This is a genomic window from Armatimonadota bacterium, from assembly GCA_029907255.1.
Lineage (GTDB): Bacteria > Armatimonadota > UBA5829 > DTJY01 > DTJY01 > JAIMAU01.
Map to the genome: position 1 here is coordinate 252,790 of JARYMF010000004.1, position 15,389 is coordinate 268,178.

The 15,389-nt window shown below is 47.9% G+C and carries 13 protein-coding genes and 3 tRNA genes; 8 read left to right on the forward strand and 8 right to left on the reverse strand.

Features of this window, described 5'->3' with window-relative positions:
- Positions 1–8: 8 nt before the first annotated feature.
- The 7 genes from pta to QHH26_05120 all read right to left on the reverse strand — a co-directional run bounded on the left by pta (position 9) and on the right by QHH26_05120 (position 7,249).
- Positions 9–1,004 carry a phosphate acetyltransferase gene (pta, locus tag QHH26_05090; protein ID MDH7481341.1) on the reverse strand — a complete coding sequence of 332 codons (996 nt, stop codon included), beginning with the start codon at positions 1,002–1,004 and terminating at the stop codon, positions 9–11.
- On the reverse strand, positions 997–1,473 hold the full coding sequence (locus QHH26_05095; protein ID MDH7481342.1) for a hypothetical protein: 477 nt from the start codon (positions 1,471–1,473) through the stop codon (positions 997–999). The genes pta and QHH26_05095 overlap by 8 nt, the downstream gene beginning before the upstream one ends.
- Positions 1,474–1,607: 134 nt before the next feature.
- Positions 1,608–2,108 (reverse strand): pantetheine-phosphate adenylyltransferase, encoded by a 501-nt coding sequence (coaD, locus tag QHH26_05100; GenBank protein MDH7481343.1) that lies wholly within the window; start codon positions 2,106–2,108, stop codon positions 1,608–1,610.
- 44 nt (positions 2,109–2,152) lie between these two features.
- Positions 2,153–4,282 (reverse strand): ATP-dependent DNA helicase RecG, encoded by a 2,130-nt coding sequence (gene recG / locus QHH26_05105; protein MDH7481344.1) that lies wholly within the window; start codon positions 4,280–4,282, stop codon positions 2,153–2,155.
- Between the two features lie 168 nt (positions 4,283–4,450).
- Positions 4,451–5,188: an outer membrane lipoprotein-sorting protein gene (locus QHH26_05110; GenBank protein MDH7481345.1), complete on the reverse strand. Its 738-nt coding sequence runs from the start codon at positions 5,186–5,188 to the stop codon at positions 4,451–4,453.
- A 55-nt stretch (positions 5,189–5,243) separates the two neighbouring features.
- The gene (locus tag QHH26_05115) at positions 5,244–6,449 is read right to left on the reverse strand and encodes an electron transfer flavoprotein subunit alpha (protein MDH7481346.1); all 1,206 of its coding nucleotides are present in this window, start codon (positions 6,447–6,449) and stop codon (positions 5,244–5,246) included.
- The gene (locus tag QHH26_05120) at positions 6,449–7,249 is read right to left on the reverse strand and encodes an electron transfer flavoprotein subunit beta/FixA family protein (GenBank protein ID MDH7481347.1); all 801 of its coding nucleotides are present in this window, start codon (positions 7,247–7,249) and stop codon (positions 6,449–6,451) included. Before QHH26_05120 ends, QHH26_05115 begins: the two co-directional genes overlap by 1 nt.
- A gap of 252 nt (positions 7,250–7,501) precedes the next feature.
- Between QHH26_05120 and QHH26_05125 the strand changes: the two genes are divergently transcribed.
- Positions 7,502–9,457 carry a hypothetical protein gene (locus QHH26_05125; GenBank protein ID MDH7481348.1) on the forward strand — a complete coding sequence of 652 codons (1,956 nt, stop codon included), beginning with the start codon at positions 7,502–7,504 and terminating at the stop codon, positions 9,455–9,457.
- Between the two features lie 202 nt (positions 9,458–9,659).
- Here QHH26_05125 and QHH26_05130 read toward each other — a convergent pair whose 3' ends face one another.
- Positions 9,660–10,853 carry a peptidase C39 family protein gene (locus QHH26_05130; GenBank protein MDH7481349.1) on the reverse strand — a complete coding sequence of 398 codons (1,194 nt, stop codon included), beginning with the start codon at positions 10,851–10,853 and terminating at the stop codon, positions 9,660–9,662.
- A gap of 249 nt (positions 10,854–11,102) precedes the next feature.
- On the opposite strand from QHH26_05130, the gene ychF reads away from it, so the two are divergent.
- The 7 genes from ychF to pheA all read left to right on the forward strand — a co-directional run bounded on the left by ychF (position 11,103) and on the right by pheA (position 15,367).
- Positions 11,103–12,179, forward strand: a complete 1,077-nt coding sequence (gene ychF, locus QHH26_05135) for a redox-regulated ATPase YchF (GenBank protein MDH7481350.1) — start codon at positions 11,103–11,105, stop codon at positions 12,177–12,179.
- A 253-nt stretch (positions 12,180–12,432) separates the two neighbouring features.
- Positions 12,433–13,146, forward strand: a complete 714-nt coding sequence (locus tag QHH26_05140; GenBank protein ID MDH7481351.1) for a phosphoribosylanthranilate isomerase — start codon at positions 12,433–12,435, stop codon at positions 13,144–13,146.
- A 160-nt stretch (positions 13,147–13,306) separates the two neighbouring features.
- Complete coding sequence (locus QHH26_05145; GenBank protein MDH7481352.1) at positions 13,307–13,720, forward strand: hypothetical protein; 414 nt, start codon at positions 13,307–13,309, stop codon at positions 13,718–13,720.
- A gap of 53 nt (positions 13,721–13,773) precedes the next feature.
- Positions 13,774–13,849 (forward strand) — tRNA-Gly (locus tag QHH26_05150).
- A gap of 54 nt (positions 13,850–13,903) precedes the next feature.
- Positions 13,904–13,979: transfer RNA gene (locus tag QHH26_05155), tRNA-Arg, on the forward strand.
- A gap of 11 nt (positions 13,980–13,990) precedes the next feature.
- Positions 13,991–14,067, forward strand: a tRNA-His gene (locus QHH26_05160).
- Positions 14,068–14,302: 235 nt separating this feature from the next.
- Complete coding sequence (gene pheA, locus QHH26_05165; GenBank protein MDH7481353.1) at positions 14,303–15,367, forward strand: prephenate dehydratase; 1,065 nt, start codon at positions 14,303–14,305, stop codon at positions 15,365–15,367.
- Positions 15,368–15,389: the final 22 nt, after the last annotated feature.

Genomic DNA, 15,389 nt, shown 5'->3' on the forward strand with positions numbered 1-15,389 from the left:
TCCTTTGATTAAGCCGCCTGTGCTACGGTAATTGCTACCACATTTACTATCGATTCCCAGTCGCACCCCCGAGAGAGGTCATTTACTGGCTTGGATAACCCTTGCAGAATGGGTCCAAAAGCCCTTGCATGCGCAAGTCGCTCTGTAAGTTTATAAGCTATGTTTCCGGCTTGCAAGTCGGGAAATATAAGCACATTAGCACGCCCCGCCACCGGACTGCCTGGAGCCTTTTTTTCTGCAACCCAAGGTACTATGGCAGCATCCGCCTGGAGCTCGCCATCAATTAGCATATCCGGTGCTTTTCTCTGCGCAAGGCGTGTTGCTTCAACAACTTTATCAACTAATGGGCCTTTTGCACTCCCTTTAGTTGAGAATGACAAAAGAGCAACGCGCGGCTCTACATCGAAAAGCTGCCGCATTGTCCTTCCGCTACTGACGGCAATCTCGGCAAGCTCATCCGCATTGGGATTTACCACCAGGCCGGAGTCAGCGTAAATAAACAAACCTTTTTCGCCATAGTTCGTGTCAGGTACAATCATAACAAAAAATGACGAAACCAAACTTACGCCCGGAGCACACTTAAGCACCTGCAAAGCTGGCCGCACAGTATCAGCTGTTGAATGAGTGGCGCCTGACACCTCGCCATCTGCATCGCCAGCCTTCACCATCAAAACGCCGTAATATAGTATGTCACCAGCCATCTCATATGCCTGCTCTGGCGTTACCCCCTTGGCCTTCCTAAGTTCGTAAAGCAGTTGCGCATATTGCTCTCGCTTTGGGGATGTAGCAGGGTCAATAATTTCTATGCCAGAGATGTCGACGCCCTGTTCTTTTGCAAGCTGGCGCACGGTATCAGGAGGCCCAAGAATAATAGGGATGGCCAAATCTTGTGCTCGAACTTCAGCTGCAGCCTTGACAACGCGCGGGTCAGTACCCTCAGGTAGCACAATCCTCTTCTTTGCTTCTCGAGCGCGCTTATATACGATATCCATTACATCATTCATTTTTACTTTCCTCAGCCACTTTATTTTCCAGTTTTTCGCGCCCCCGCTGAATTGTGCCCATTACCTTTCCGACAAAATTTTCCAAGTCCGTTAGCACTTCACGTGCGTATTCGTCTGCTCCAGACTTAGTGGCTCGAGCAGTTTCCTCGGCGCTAGCAATGATTTCTTTAGCTTGAGCTGTAGCAAGTCGCTTGATTTCACTTTGGTCAACAAGCCGCGCAGCCTCGGCTCTCGCTTCCTCAAGGATTTTTTCCTTCTCAGCCCTAGCCTCGTCAATAATTTGCGCCGCTTGTTCCTTAGCGTCATTGATAATATGCTCAGCGTCGCGCACTATTCTGGAAGCCGACTTCATATCCTCCGGAAGCGAAGCACGAATCCGCTTGAGCAAGTCGTCGAAATCATCTACGTTGACGAATGCTTTGTTAAACCATTGCCTACTGTTCTCAACAAGATCCTCTAGCTTGTCCAACAATTCGAAGGTGTCTATCTAAATCGCCCCCCTTGCTGTTAGGAAGTCTAAACTGTAAAACCAAGGCATGAAGTTCCCGTGTTGCGGTCGAACATCCAGGAGTGCCCTCACATGGTAAAAAGCACCTTGGTAATCTAACCTTCTGCCTCCGAACCTCCTACTTTGAATTTAGAAATCAGACGCTTCTCGACTATCTCCGGAACCAAGCCCTTCACAGAGCCGCCGAAACTAGCTACCTCCCTTACAATGCTAGAACTAAGATATGAATATTCCGCGTTTGTCATCATGAAAACTGTCTCGATGCCCGAGTCGAGGCGGCGATTCATCAAGGCCATTTCAAACTCAAACTCGAAATCCGAAAGTGCTCTCAAGCCCTTCACGATTACCGTAGCACCCTGGGCTTTGGCATATCGAACCAAAAGACCCGTGAACGAGTCCACTCTTACATTTGGTAAACTACGGCATACTTCTCGAAGCATTTCAACGCGCTCTTCGACATCAAAAAGAGGCTTTTTTCCGATATTCGGTGCGACTGCAACTATCAGCTCATCAAATAGGCTCGCTGCGCGCTTTATTATATCCATATGCCCATTTGTTACCGGATCAAAGCTGCCGGGATATACGGCTTTTATCATGTTATTCCAACCCATCTTTTAACATTATCGAATGAGATTAGTCATCAACTTACCGAGACCAATTCGTAGCCCTCAAATCTCCTCATCACTTCCTGCTTCAGTCCCTGGTGCTCAGGCGCGGTCAGATTGGGATCGCACTTCACAAGCTCGAACGCATCCTGACGGCTCATCTCAAGAATACTAACATCCCGCAGTACATCTGCAATTCGAAGCGATGGCAGGCCGCTCTGCCGCGTACCATAAAACTCTCCTGGCCCCCTTATCCTCAGGTCTTCTTCTGCAATCTGGAATCCGTTGTTGGTAGCTGAAATTACTTCCAGTCGCCGCTTAGCCTCTTCGGTCGTAGGGTCTCCAATCAACACACAATAAGATTGATGTTCGCCCCTGCCAACACGTCCCCTCAATTGGTGAAGCTGCGCCATGCCGAACCTTTCAGCATCTTCTATAACCATTACGCAGGCATTTGGAACATCTACACCGACCTCAATTACCGTAGTCGAGACGAGAATCTGAATTTCGCCGTCCCGAAAACGGCTCATGACCTCATCCTTCTCTGCAGGCTTCATCTGCCCATGGAGTAGCCCAAGCCTATAGTTTGGAAACACATCGTTAGCCAAGTGCTCAGCTAGCTCCGTGGCAGCTTTCGCCTGAAGTTTTTCTGATTCCTCTATGAGCGGACAGACTATATATACTTGCCGCCCCTGATCAACAAGCTTCCTAATAGCTTCATATACCCTAGGCCGCTCACTCGTTGGCTTAAAGTGAGTCTTTATAGGTTTCCGCCCCGGCGGCATCTCGTCAATAACCGAAAGATCAAGATCACCGTACACTGTCAATGCCAAGGTCCGCGGAATCGGCGTGGCTGTCATCACCAGCACGTCTGGATTCCAACCTTTTTGCCTTAGCGCGGCTCTTTGAAGAACGCCAAACCGGTGCTGTTCATCAACAATTACCAGCCCTAGCTTTGCAAATTCGACGTCTTCCTGTATCAGCGCGTGCGTGCCAATCACGATATTCGCCAATCCAGACGCCGTTTTTTCCTTTGCCAAGCGCTTTTCCTTCGCTGGAAGGCTGCCTGTCAGCAAAACAACGTCCAAGCCAAGTGCTTCAAGCATCCGCCTCAGCACGAGGTAGTGCTGTTCGGCCAAAATTTCCGTCGGTGCCATCAGCGCCGCTTGGTAGCCGTTATGGACGGCTATCATAATTGCCGCAACAGCGACTATCGTCTTCCCCGACCCGACATCGCCTTGCAGGAGGCGGTTCATCGCCCTTGGACTCGCCATGTCCCGCTCAATCTCAGCAATAACGCGTTTCTGCGCATTAGTCAGCTCAAACGGCAAAACATCGTAGAGTGCCTTCGTACACTCAGGTGTCACTCGGAATGCAATTCCCGGCTCACCTGCTGTGAAACTCTGCCTCCTCAGCGCCAATGCAAGCTGAAGCAGGAAGAATTCCTCATATACCAACCTAAATCGCGCCTTCTCGAGCGCCGTCTCGCTTTCCGGAAAATGAATGTTCAGCAGAGCCTCTGCCAAACCAACCAAACCACGGTGCTCGCGAATCTTCTCGGGTAGGATATCATGAACGCTCGGCAAAAACCTTTCCAGCGCCTGGTAGATTATTCTCCTAACGGTACCCTGATACAACCCTTCTGTCAGCGGATAGACTGGCACTATTCGGTTGGATGAGAGCGGGTCAACGCCCTCGTCGACCTCTTCCCACTCGGGATTTATTATCTCAATGCCGTGATTTCCAGGCTGCGCAGTTCCATATACAACTATTTTTCTTCCAAGGAGCTTAATAAACTTATTTTTCAGATACCATTGATTAAACCAAACTAAGTATGCAATTCCAGAGTCATCCTGAATAGCTACTTTTGTCAAAAGCGTCTGGCTTCGAGGAGTCCGCAGGTTGTCAGCAACAACCACTCTTCCAACGACTGTTGCCGTTTCTCCAACCTTAAGCTGCGCAATCCGGCGCATATGCCGCCGATCCTCATAGCGGCGGGGAAAATGGGTCAGGAGATCTCGAACCGTAAAAATACCCAGCTTGCTAAAAACCTTCGCCAGGCGCTCTCCCACTCCCTTAGCATAGCGGACGTCTGTGTCTAGGCTGGGATTGTGGCGAGAAGCCTCCTTTTTCGGGCCGGCTGCGGACCTGCCTGCTCGCTCCATCTAATGCCTCACGAAACACCGGGACATTATAGTGACGTACTGCGCTCTTTGTCAAGGTTTATACCTTCCTTGACTAAGCACTATGGCAGTCGCTTTCAAAATGTGCCTTAAATTCTTTGTCTACTGCTGACTTGCTTTTAGTGCTTCGAATTCCCTGTCTTGTGGGCGTTAAGGTTTGAACTCAGAGTCGGGGATTCCAGAATTAACTTTGATATTTTCATACATTGTCGAGCCGGCTAGCTTGCCGTCCCGATTGTAGACATCTATATGCCCTGGGACCCAAATTGGGCCGTAACGTCTGTGGTTTGAGTATATGTACCTTGACTTCAATGTGCCATCATCTTCATATTTCTCTAACTTAAGTAGCTTCCAAGTCTTTGGCTCAGCCCACAGGACTAGCTTTTTGTTCTTTGAATTTGACCTAACAAAAGCAATTTTGTAGAGCTTGCCGTTCTGTCCTTCTTCGGTCTCTACATTGGTAACTACGTAATCCTGCCACAGCTGGTCGGTAAAGATGCCGATGTCAAGGTCTCCCTGCCGCTTATGGGGTTGCCTAGCAATGTTCTCCTTCTTTGATATATGCAATCCCGGCGCCCTAATTGACTTAATGTCTCCATTTATTACAATTGCAACTGTTACCAACCCAAGCTTGCCCTCAATTTTCATTTTGTCAGGGGCTTTGTATTTGATTGTGGTGGATTTGAACTCGTAGCTATTCGGGAAGTCCTTTCCAATTTTCTTTAGCTCGGGAACATTTGCATACAAGACCCGACACGTCAGAGTTATATCCTTGAAAGCTTGAGTCGCTTGGCGAACTTGAGCGCGTATGTCAGGGTCAGTCCGCCCAAAAGTAGCCAAAAGCGATAGCAAAATAGTTAAAACCAATAATTTTAAAGCACTACGCATTTTAACCGCAGAGTCTGACAAGCCATATTTCAATACAATACGTGGTTGTCAGTCTTCAGGTTTCGAGTCCTCGCATCGCCTTTATCTTTTTGGTTAACAAAGGAATGATTTCAAGGCAGTCGCCGACAAAGCCCACATCTGCAACGCCGAAGATTGGTGCATCAGGATCTTTGTTGATTGCAATGATAGTGTCTGAAGACGACATTCCCGCAAGATGCTGAACCGCACCGCTAATTCCACATGCAATATAGAGTTTTGGACAGACAGTCTTTCCTGTTTGTCCAACTTGATGGCAGTATGGAATCCATCCTGCGTCCACAGCCGCCCTGCTTGCACCGACTGCGCCACCAAGCAGTTTTGCCAACTCCTCAAGCATTGAAAAGTTTGAGGGATCCTGAATGCCCCGACCGCCAGATACAATGATATCCGCCTCGACGAGGTTGACCGTCGACTCGTACTGCTCAATGAAGTCGAGAATCTCGCTGCGAGAACTGAAAAGTTGAGGCTTGGGGGTGAGGTTTATAATCTGTGCTTTCTTCCCATCATTCCGCTTCGGGCTTACTGGGAATACCTTATGCCGCACGGTTGCCATCTGCGGGCGGGTATATGGACAAAGAATAGTTGCCATCACGTTGCCACCGTATGCTGGGCGCGTTTGGTATAGCAGACCATCATCCTTACCAATCGCCAAACCGGTGCAGTCGGCGGTCAACCCTGTATATAGACGAATTGCCACTTGCGAAAGGAACGATCGCCCCGTTGTTGTTGCACCTGCAAGCATAATCTCCGGCTTCAGCTCACGGATAACATCTGCTAAGATTCGAGAATACCGCTCTCCATCATACTGAGCCAGTTCAGGAGCTTCATAAAGGTAAATCTTGTCAACTGGATATTCAGCGAGTTCGGCGGCTGCATCGCCAAGATTATTTCCAAGAACGATAACTGCCAACTCTGCCCCGCGATCGTCGGCAAGCTTGCGACCGACACCTATGAGCTCAAACACGACAGGAGCAATTTTGCCGCGGAACTGCTCGCCAAAAACCCAGACTCCCCTATATTGCCCAAGATCTTCGGCCGGTTGCTTCTCAATCTCGATGGCTATCGCACGAAGCCGACAGGCGCTCACGCACGAACCACAGTAGTTACAAATGTCAAGGTCAATGATTGCCAGCTTGTTATTAACGGTAATTGCATTAAGCGGACATGCTTTTACACATAATCCGCAACCATTGCATTTGCTTTCTATAACTCGGATTGCCACTAGACTATCTCCATCTCCTTCAATACGTTTAACAACTTGTCAGCAAGCTCATCTGGCTCGCCTGTGAATTTTTCTCCGCCCTCTCGGCGAGGCGGTGAAAAAACTTTGATTACCTGCGTTGGTGAACCTTGAAGCCCTATCTTCTCCGGAGAAGCCTCTATGTCGTCTGGCTTCCAGACGGGTATCTGCGCCTTCTTCGCGTTCATCTTTCCTCGCAGAGAAGGGGTTCTAGGCTCGTTAATCTCCTTTACCACGGTTAGAACAGCCGGCAGGCGAACAGAACAAACCTCATAGCCATTCTCAAGTAGCCGCCTGACGGTCAACTTCTTCTTGTCAAAGGACTCAATTTTTGCCACATAGGTTGCCTGGGCATAATCTAGGTGCACCGCTATACCTGGCCCAACTTGACCAGTATCACCATCAATCGCCTGCATCCCACAAAATACGAGAGCTGGCTCAAGCTTCGCGAGGGCTTTTGCAAGCGTGTAGGACGTTGCCCAAGTATCCGCACCGGCGAAGGCTCGGTCAGACAGCAGTATTCCACCATCCGCGCCGAGCGAAATTGCTTCTCTCAGGGCTTCCTCAGCCTGTGGCGGACCCATCGTGACCGCTGTAACGGTAGCTTCCTCACCTTGCTCCTGAAGGCGTTCCTTCATCCGAACTGCCTCCTCCAGTGCATAAAGGTCAAAAGGGTTAATCTGGGTCTCAACGCCTTCGCGAATTAGTGTGTTTGTCTCAGGATCGAACTTTACCTCCGTAGTCGCAGGAACTTGCTTGATGCATACACAAATTTTGAACATAACCACCAACCTAAAAAATAGAATGCCGATGTAGCATAAAATTGGGGCACTGATTGAAAAACCAAAGTCACTAATGACTTTGATTTTACCGCCCAAAAAACTCGTATTTAGTCACGGCCATAATTCTACACTATTGGGTAATTATTGGTCAAACCCCCAAAAAGGCTATCTTACATGGCGCATTCTTGACACCCTACGCTGCCCTTGATATAGTTGAGGTCGGACGAACACTCTACTTCGGCAGGAAAACGATTGGACAAAGCAAAAACTCCTAAGTACGGCATCAGGTTCCGAGCAATCCTCCTCGGCCTGATTCTCGTGCCGTTTAACTGCTACTGGGTTACAATCACCGAAATCAAATGGTGTAGCAACGACAGCACCTGTGTTTCCTTATTTATGACAGTCGTTTTTCTCCTCTTCGTCTTAACCATTGCCAACATCCTTATCGCTAAGCGCTTCCCTAGCCTAACGCTGAACCAGGGCGAGCTGATGGTGGTCTACATTATGCTCAGCATTTCGACCGCCATGTGTGGCCATGATATGATGGGCAATCTCCTTCCAAATATCACAAATGTCTTTTGGTTTGACAATCCACAAAATGACTGGCAGAAATTCCACCGCTACATCCCAAAATGGTTTGCAGTTCGAGATAAAGAAGTGCTAAGAGGGTTTTACGAAGGCAACTCGACATTCTATACAAAGGAACACATCCTAGCATGGCTCACACCAATCGCCGTTTGGGGCACGTTCATGGTTGTGATTGCTTTTACACTCCTCTGCATTAACGTAATTGTCCGCAAGCAGTGGAGTGACCGCGAGCGCCTAAGCTTTCCGATAATTCAAATGCCGCTCGAAATGACCAAAGAAGGAGGCCAGTCAGGTTTTTTCAAAAACAAATTCCTCTGGATTGGCTTCATTATTCCAGTACTAATCGAAACGCTAAACAACCTGAACTTCTTCTATCCATCCGTGCCCTATATCCAAATTAAGGTCTACAACATAGGACAGTTCATCCAGAATCGCCCATGGAACGGCGTCGGTTGGTTCCCGATTTCCTTCTACCCCTTCGCAATCGGGCTGACTTTCTTCCTGCCCGCGGATTTGTCATTTAGCTGTTGGTTTTTTTACTTATTCCGCAAAATGCTTGACGTTTTTGCGGTCGCAATGGGTTGGCGCGATGCCGGCGCAAGCCCAGCAATGCAAAGGTTTCCGTACTTCGCCGAGCAAGCAGATGGAGCATGGATAATTCTAGCACTAATAATGGTGTATGGAAGTCGGAACTACCTTCGGGAGGTTATAAAGCGCGCACTTGGACAAGAGTCCGAAATCGACGATTCGACCGAGCCTATGTCATACCGAACAGCCTTCATAGGAATCGGCTTCGGATTGGCGTTTCTCTATATATTTTGCATTCTTGCTGGCGCATCACCATTTGTCCCAGTGGTTTTCTTTGCACTATACTTTATCGTGGCAATCGCCATCACACGCATTCGCGCAGAACTCGGCCCACCTGCACATGAATTGAACTTTTACCGGCCCGAAGAGATAATGACGGCTGCCTTCGGGACCCAAGCCCTCGGGATAAGAAATCTCACCATAATAAGCTACTTCTATTGGTTCAACCGCGGCTACCGAAACCTTGTTGCGCCTCATCAACTCGAAGCTTTCAAAATCGGCGAGGTATGCAAATCAAGTGGCCGCAAGCTTACAGTAATAATAATGGTTGCTGTTGTGCTGGGCATTTTATCAACTTTTTGGTCACTCCTCCATATGTACTATATTAATGGGGCTGCAACTGCCAAGATCATTGCTGGCTATCGGACGAGTATCGGAAGCTATGCCTTCGATAGGCTGAACAGCTGGGTGTTAAACCCCAAGAAACCAGATGGCGCGGCACTGACTGCAATGGTTTCTGGCGGTGCATTTGCCATATTCTTGACAATTATGAAATCGCGCTTTCTCTGGTGGCCATTCCATCCTATTGGCTATGGGCTTGCAGTAAGTTATGCGATGGATTACTTTTGGTTTACTGCATTCATCGGCTGGTTTTGCAAGGTCCTTACACTCCGATATGGCGGAATCAAGCTTTATCGGACACTTCTTCCGTTCTTTATGGGCCTTATTCTCGGAGATTATGTCATCGCCAGCACCTGGACACTAATTGGGTGGGCACTAGGCATACCAATATACAGGCAGTTCATTTTCTAGATTAATATTTCAGAAATCAAATCCTACTAAAACACAAATGGTCAAGGCTCAGCTTTCTTCTTGTAATGTGGCAAGTAATTTAAGAGGGTAAATCAGAAAATTACGCGATGAAAAGTATTCTTGGAAGTTACAGACTTAATGCTTGCAGACATAATTTGAACTCACAGAAAGCAACGCAACCTCGAAACTAATAACCTGTGCTTTACCAATCCAGATACCTATTTTGAGGTATTTCCCAGCCTTCCGGGTAGATTAGGTAAACAGTGCCTTTTGAACCTTCCTCAGTAAGCCAAGAAGCTTCGAAATTCGACCGAGGGAAAACTTTGCGCACACATTCTCCCTTGTCAAGGAAAGTGTATGGGTCATTAAAAATAGGATCCCCTTCCTCAGTAAAGCCGCGGATTACCATCAAATGGCCCATGTCCCGACCTGCTTTTCCACGGAGGATATTATAATCAAGGCTAACGATTACTGGAACATCTTTAGCAATCCACTGCTCAATCTGAGATACACTCGAAAGCCTCGTGACATATGCCTTAAGGCCGCCGAACTCCGCAGCGTACGCTGTATTGAAAGTCCAATTGCCTGTTCCACCCCAACCCTTGTCATAAATGCCATCAACCGCTGTTTGGAGCGGCACAGAAAGTTTGGGGCGTCCAAGCTTCTGTGCCCACCAATCGAGCACCATCGCAGTCGAAGTAGCGCTGCAAAACCGATAGCCTTCGGGAACAGTGAGCTGGGAGCGCTCGGGAACAAGGAGGTCCTTCCCCCAAACTTCTCGGTGTTTCCTGAGCCTACCAGGGCGAGAATCTTTGGCAAGAGCATGAACTGCAAGCATCTTAAGAATTGGATAAGTCTTTCCATCCCTCGTTGAAAGCTCCGCCAAAACCCGAAACGCATCGGCAGGTTTTGTAATAAACAGCGTATCGGATTCCATCCTTGCAAACATATCTTTTTGCAGTCTGAGGCTAGTTCGAAAGTCAGCGCGGGATTCACGACTCCAGATGGCAACAGTAAACCTTTTGCTCCAAACGCCAGCTGAGCGCGTCTGCACGTACACCCGCAGATAGCTTCCCAACGGAGTAACTGCATTCCAAGAAACAATAATCTCACTGCAAGGGAAGCCGATTTCTATCACGGGTGATTCTATCAAAGCCGATGGATATGGATTATCAATTGGTGAGGAAGCAAGAGTTTTGATGTTTTTGTTGCCATCCTCAGCAAATTTAGCTTCGACTCCGCCAACGGCTGAGTTCCACCTAGCATGGGTAAGCCAAAACGACTCAAAATCTTTCTTATTTTCAAACTTAAACAGCTTTCTTCCCCCAACAATGCCCGCCTGGCTGGTCATGGAAATCAAAAAGATAAGCGTCGTTGTCAATAATACATGTTTCATACTTTTCACCAACGGATATGTTAATCCGCAAAAGTCGGGCTTCCTGCAAAAAGCCTTTGATCTTGCAAAACCCGACTTTCCTGTCGCTCCCGAATGCACTCGCAAAAGGCACCCTCAGCTGGAACACAACGCTACCTTTGGTTCTAGCCAGGATGTAACCAGAATTCGAAATTAAATTTTGTGGGAAATAAGAACCTTGTAATGATATAATAGAATAAGCTCTAGAGTCAGACTCTTTAGGATCACGTAATGGTTTCATGTGGCATTGTCGGATTGCCTAACGTCGGCAAGACAACTTTTTTCAATGCAATAACACGCGCTAGTGCGGAAGTCTCAAACTATCCGTTCACTACTGTTGGCAAAAACGAAGCAATCGTTCCCGTTCCCGACGCACGCCTAGACGATTTAAAGATTATTGCAGAACAGGAAGAAGCTCGTCCGGCTACTTTCCGCCTGGTTGATATCGCAGGCTTAGTCCGCGGCGCCAGCAAAGGCGAGGGCCTTGGTAACGAGTTCCTTGGCTATATTCGAAATGTAGATGCAATAATCCAAGTTCTGAGGTGCTTCGAGGCACCGCACATTTCCCACGTGGAAGGAGAACCAGACCCTATTCGCGATCTTGAGATTATTGATACCGAGCTTCGACTCGCAGACCTCGTTGTGCTCGACCGAAGGCTAGACAAAATTGGCAAGAACCCAAGTCTAAAAGAGCAAAAAGAAGAACGTGAGGCGTTGCTAGCTATCTTCGACGCCTTAAATTCCGGAAAAAACTTACGAAGCGGAGTGGTTGCCCCCGAATTAATGTCAAAAGCCGGCCCCCTAAATCTCCTGTCGGCAAAGCCACGAATGCTAGTGGCGAACATTGGGGACCAATGCGAGAATGAGTACCTTCTACGTCTTCGAGAATGGGCAAAGGAGCACGGGGAACTGCTATATGAGCTCCCATGCAAATTAGCCTGCGATTTAGCAGAACTTTCACCAGAAGAGGCTGAGGAGTTTGCGAACGAGTTTGGAATGCCTACAAATGCCCTTGCAGAGATTTTAATTGCAGCATACCGGCTTCTTGACCTTATCACTTTCTACACAATTGTCGGGAGATGTGTAACTGCATGGCCAATACGCCGGGGGTCGGATGCCTATCACGCTGCCGGAATGATACACAAAGATATCCAGAAAGGCTTCATAAAAGCCGAAGTCGTCTCTTACGAAGACCTCAAAGCCTCAGGCTCATGGGCAAATGCGCGGCATCTTGGAAAAATTAGATTAGAAGGCAGGGAATATATACTTCAAGACGGAGACATTGTCTTCTTCAAGTTTTCAGCCTAGATATCCAAAATATAATAATGGCAAACAATCAAAGGTTTCACATTTCACGATATCGAAAAAACAATTGACTATACAGCTTTGGCATGCTAAAATATCACAACCGTTGGGTTGCTTCAGGCAAATTGCCAACCTGGAGCCTACGAGGCAATGAAGCACACACCTATGTCCTATAATCCCCATATAGGCGCGGATAAATGTGCCATCTTAGCCCTCTCGAGAATTTTCATTGAACTATCGAAAGGAGCCCAAACCCATGCCACACAATTCGACGCTTGGCGCCTACCGACTTGACTTTGTCAAGATCTGCGGTATCACAAGCGCCGAGGACCGCGATCTCGTTGCAGAGGCCGGTGCAGATTACTTTGGTGTACTCATTGATGTAGCTTACTCCCCACGCTCGATTTCTCTAACGCAAGCTGGAAAGCTCTTCAAATCTCCACCCATCCCCGGTGTAGCTCTTGTATTCAACAACAGCCTGGATCGCATCCGCAAAATCGTAGATGAGCTCAACCCCTTTGCAATCCAGCTTCTCGGCAATGAGCCTCCAGAATTCATTGCCACTTTGAAAAGCGCCTTGGACTGTAGGATTTGGAAGTGCCTCCACCTTCCTCCAAAAGGCCATGGAGCAGTGGATCTTGAGTTTTTAATTACGCTCGCAGAAGACCTCGAAAACTCAGGGGTCGATGCAATCGCCGTAGATACGCTTGATACTACCGGCACTAAAACAATGCTTGGCGGTACGGGCATGGTTGGCGATTGGAATGCAATACGAGCCCTTCTCAAAGACAGAACGGTCCCTGGCATATTGGCTGGCGGAATAAACGACGGAAATGTCATTATGGCATTGCAGGCAGTTCGGCCAAATGGAATAGACGTCTGCACAGGCGTGGAATCCTCAATTGGGAAAAAAGACCCTGCCAAGCTCAACCGTCTTTTCAGTGTTCTTGAGCCTTATAGAAGCAGCTAGAAACAGTAAATTTCAGCTACATCAGTCCTGGGGGCTAAGAATGCAAAATCCACGTTGAAAACCTGATGCTCTTGTGCTATACTAGCTAAGCATAACAATATAGGTACTCGCAACAAACTCTAAACACTGATTAGAGTTATCCATGTGTGGTGGTTTTTACATGGATGATTACGGTCAATCAAGCCTAGGATTTGAAGAAAACGTCGTTGCAGTAGCATCGTATTTTTATCTTCTCGGCTTTATCATCCTTATACTTGAGAAAAAAAGCCATTTTGTCCGTTTTCATGCCCTTCAATCAACGTTCGGGTTCACATTTTTAACACTTCTGCTAATTACCATCAAATGCATACCAGCCCTCTCTTTTCTTTGGTGGCTACCTGGGCTCTCAATGCTCTTATTCGCAGGCACTTCTATGCTTAAGGCTTATTACGGCGAGGAGCACAAAATGCCACTTGTAGGGCGACTGGCATTTGGGTTGGTTTACGACACAAGAAGTGAGGAAGAAGACATCCTCGCTGCAGAGGAATCGAACGAAGAGACTACTAACGTCAAAACCGCGGGCACAGTTTCTTGACATTAGTTCGAATTGTGGTATAATACATTTACACAGAGCAAAGCTATTAAAATGCGGGAGTAGCTCAGTTGGTAGAGCGCTAGCCTTCCAAGCTGGATGTCGCGGGTTCGATCCCCGTCTCCCGCTCCATCAATTCGAAAGCAAGCACCGATAGGTGGAAGGTGCTTTTTTCTTTGCAAATGGGCCCCCGTAGCTCAGGGGACAGAGCAACTGCCTTCTAAGCAGTGGGCCACAGGTTCGAATCCTGTCGGGGGCGCCACGTAGGTCGCGGCGGGAATAGCTCAGCCGGTTAGAGCGCCAGGTTGTGGCCCTGGAGGTCGTGGGTTCGAATCCCATTTCTCGCCCCATCAATATACGATAAGGCTCGTCCGCTCGGACGGGCCTTATCAATTAATATGACGGCAAAAAGCAATCCGAAACCAGATATTTTGCCAACCAACTTGCGCAAATTCGATGGCACGGCTCTGATAAATTGTTCACTGCTATGCATGAATGTAACAATTTCAAACACACCCTTGCCCTTATAGGCAAAATCATTTATAGTAATGTTGCTAAAGCTAATTAGTAGCCGCGGGGAAGTCCATGGACATAGCAAGCATAAGGAAACAAATAGACAAAATCGACCAGCAAATCCTTGAACTATTGAACAAGCGTGCTGAGCTCGCCCTTGAGATTGGCAAATACAAGGCAAAGATGAAGAAAAGCACTTTCGCACCTGAGCGCGAACGACAAGTGCTTACAAAGCTAATTCAGGCGAATACTGGGCCATTGCCAAACTCAGCTGTGCAGGCAATCTATCGCGAAATAATCTCAGCCTCAAGAGCACTCGAGAAACCGCTAACAATTGCCTATTGGGGGCCACCTGCCACCAACACTCATATGGCAGCCATAAGCAAGTTTGGCTCATCATGCTCTTTCGTCTCAATGGATACCATACCAGATGTATTTAGCGAGGTCGAGCGCGAACGAGCCGACTTCGGCGTTGTCCCTATTGAAAACTCAACCGAAGGGGTTATAAACCACACGCTAGACACATTCTTGCAGTCAAAGTTGAAGATTTGCTCGGAGGTCTACCTTCCAATCACCCACAACCTATTATCTTTGGCTGAGGACCTTTCAGAGATAAAGTGCGTTTACTCAATTCCCACGGCAGTTGCACAGTGTCGAAATTGGTTAAGGGCAAATCTTCCAAACGCAGAAATTAAAGAAGTGTCAACAACTGCCAAAGCCGCCCAAATCTGCGCAACTGAAAAGGGCTCAGCAGCAATAGCCACAAGCTTAGCAGCTGAGTATTACGGCCTTAAAATACTGGCAGAACATATCGAAGATAATCCCCAAAACCGAACCCGCTTCCTCGTCGTTGGCTACAACGAGCCTGCACCGAGCGGAAAGGACAAAACATCACTTATGTTCTCAGTCGCACACAAAGCTGGCTCGCTTTTCCGCGCATTGAGTGCATTCGAGAAATACGACATTAATCTCACAATGATTGAATCGCGCCCGACAAAACTCACGCCATGGGAATACGTCTTCTTTGTGGACTGCCAGGGTCATTTCAAAGACGCGCCAATTCAAAAAGCTTTGAATGCGCTAAAGGAGTACACACTGTTCGTTACGGTGCTTGGGTCGTACCCCGAAGCTGAATAAAGGCAGGCTGATTCTCAGCTTG

Excerpts from the sequence above, each read along its gene's own strand:
- QHH26_05145 (MDH7481352.1), top strand. The coding sequence starts at position 13,307 with ATGGATGATTACGGTCAATCAAGCCTAGGATTTGAAGAAAACGTCGTT.
- QHH26_05130 (MDH7481349.1), bottom strand. The coding sequence starts at position 10,853 with ATGAAACATGTATTATTGACAACGACGCTTATCTTTTTGATTTCCATG.
- QHH26_05120 (MDH7481347.1), bottom strand. The coding sequence starts at position 7,249 with ATGTTCAAAATTTGTGTATGCATCAAGCAAGTTCCTGCGACTACGGAG.
- QHH26_05110 (MDH7481345.1), bottom strand. The coding sequence starts at position 5,188 with ATGCGTAGTGCTTTAAAATTATTGGTTTTAACTATTTTGCTATCGCTT.
- coaD (MDH7481343.1), bottom strand. The coding sequence starts at position 2,108 with ATGATAAAAGCCGTATATCCCGGCAGCTTTGATCCGGTAACAAATGGG.
- QHH26_05140 (MDH7481351.1), top strand. The coding sequence starts at position 12,433 with ATGCCACACAATTCGACGCTTGGCGCCTACCGACTTGACTTTGTCAAG.
- ychF (MDH7481350.1), top strand. The coding sequence starts at position 11,103 with ATGGTTTCATGTGGCATTGTCGGATTGCCTAACGTCGGCAAGACAACT.
- recG (MDH7481344.1), bottom strand. The coding sequence starts at position 4,282 with ATGGAGCGAGCAGGCAGGTCCGCAGCCGGCCCGAAAAAGGAGGCTTCT.
- pta (MDH7481341.1), bottom strand. The coding sequence starts at position 1,004 with ATGAATGATGTAATGGATATCGTATATAAGCGCGCTCGAGAAGCAAAG.
- pheA (MDH7481353.1), top strand. The coding sequence starts at position 14,303 with ATGGACATAGCAAGCATAAGGAAACAAATAGACAAAATCGACCAGCAA.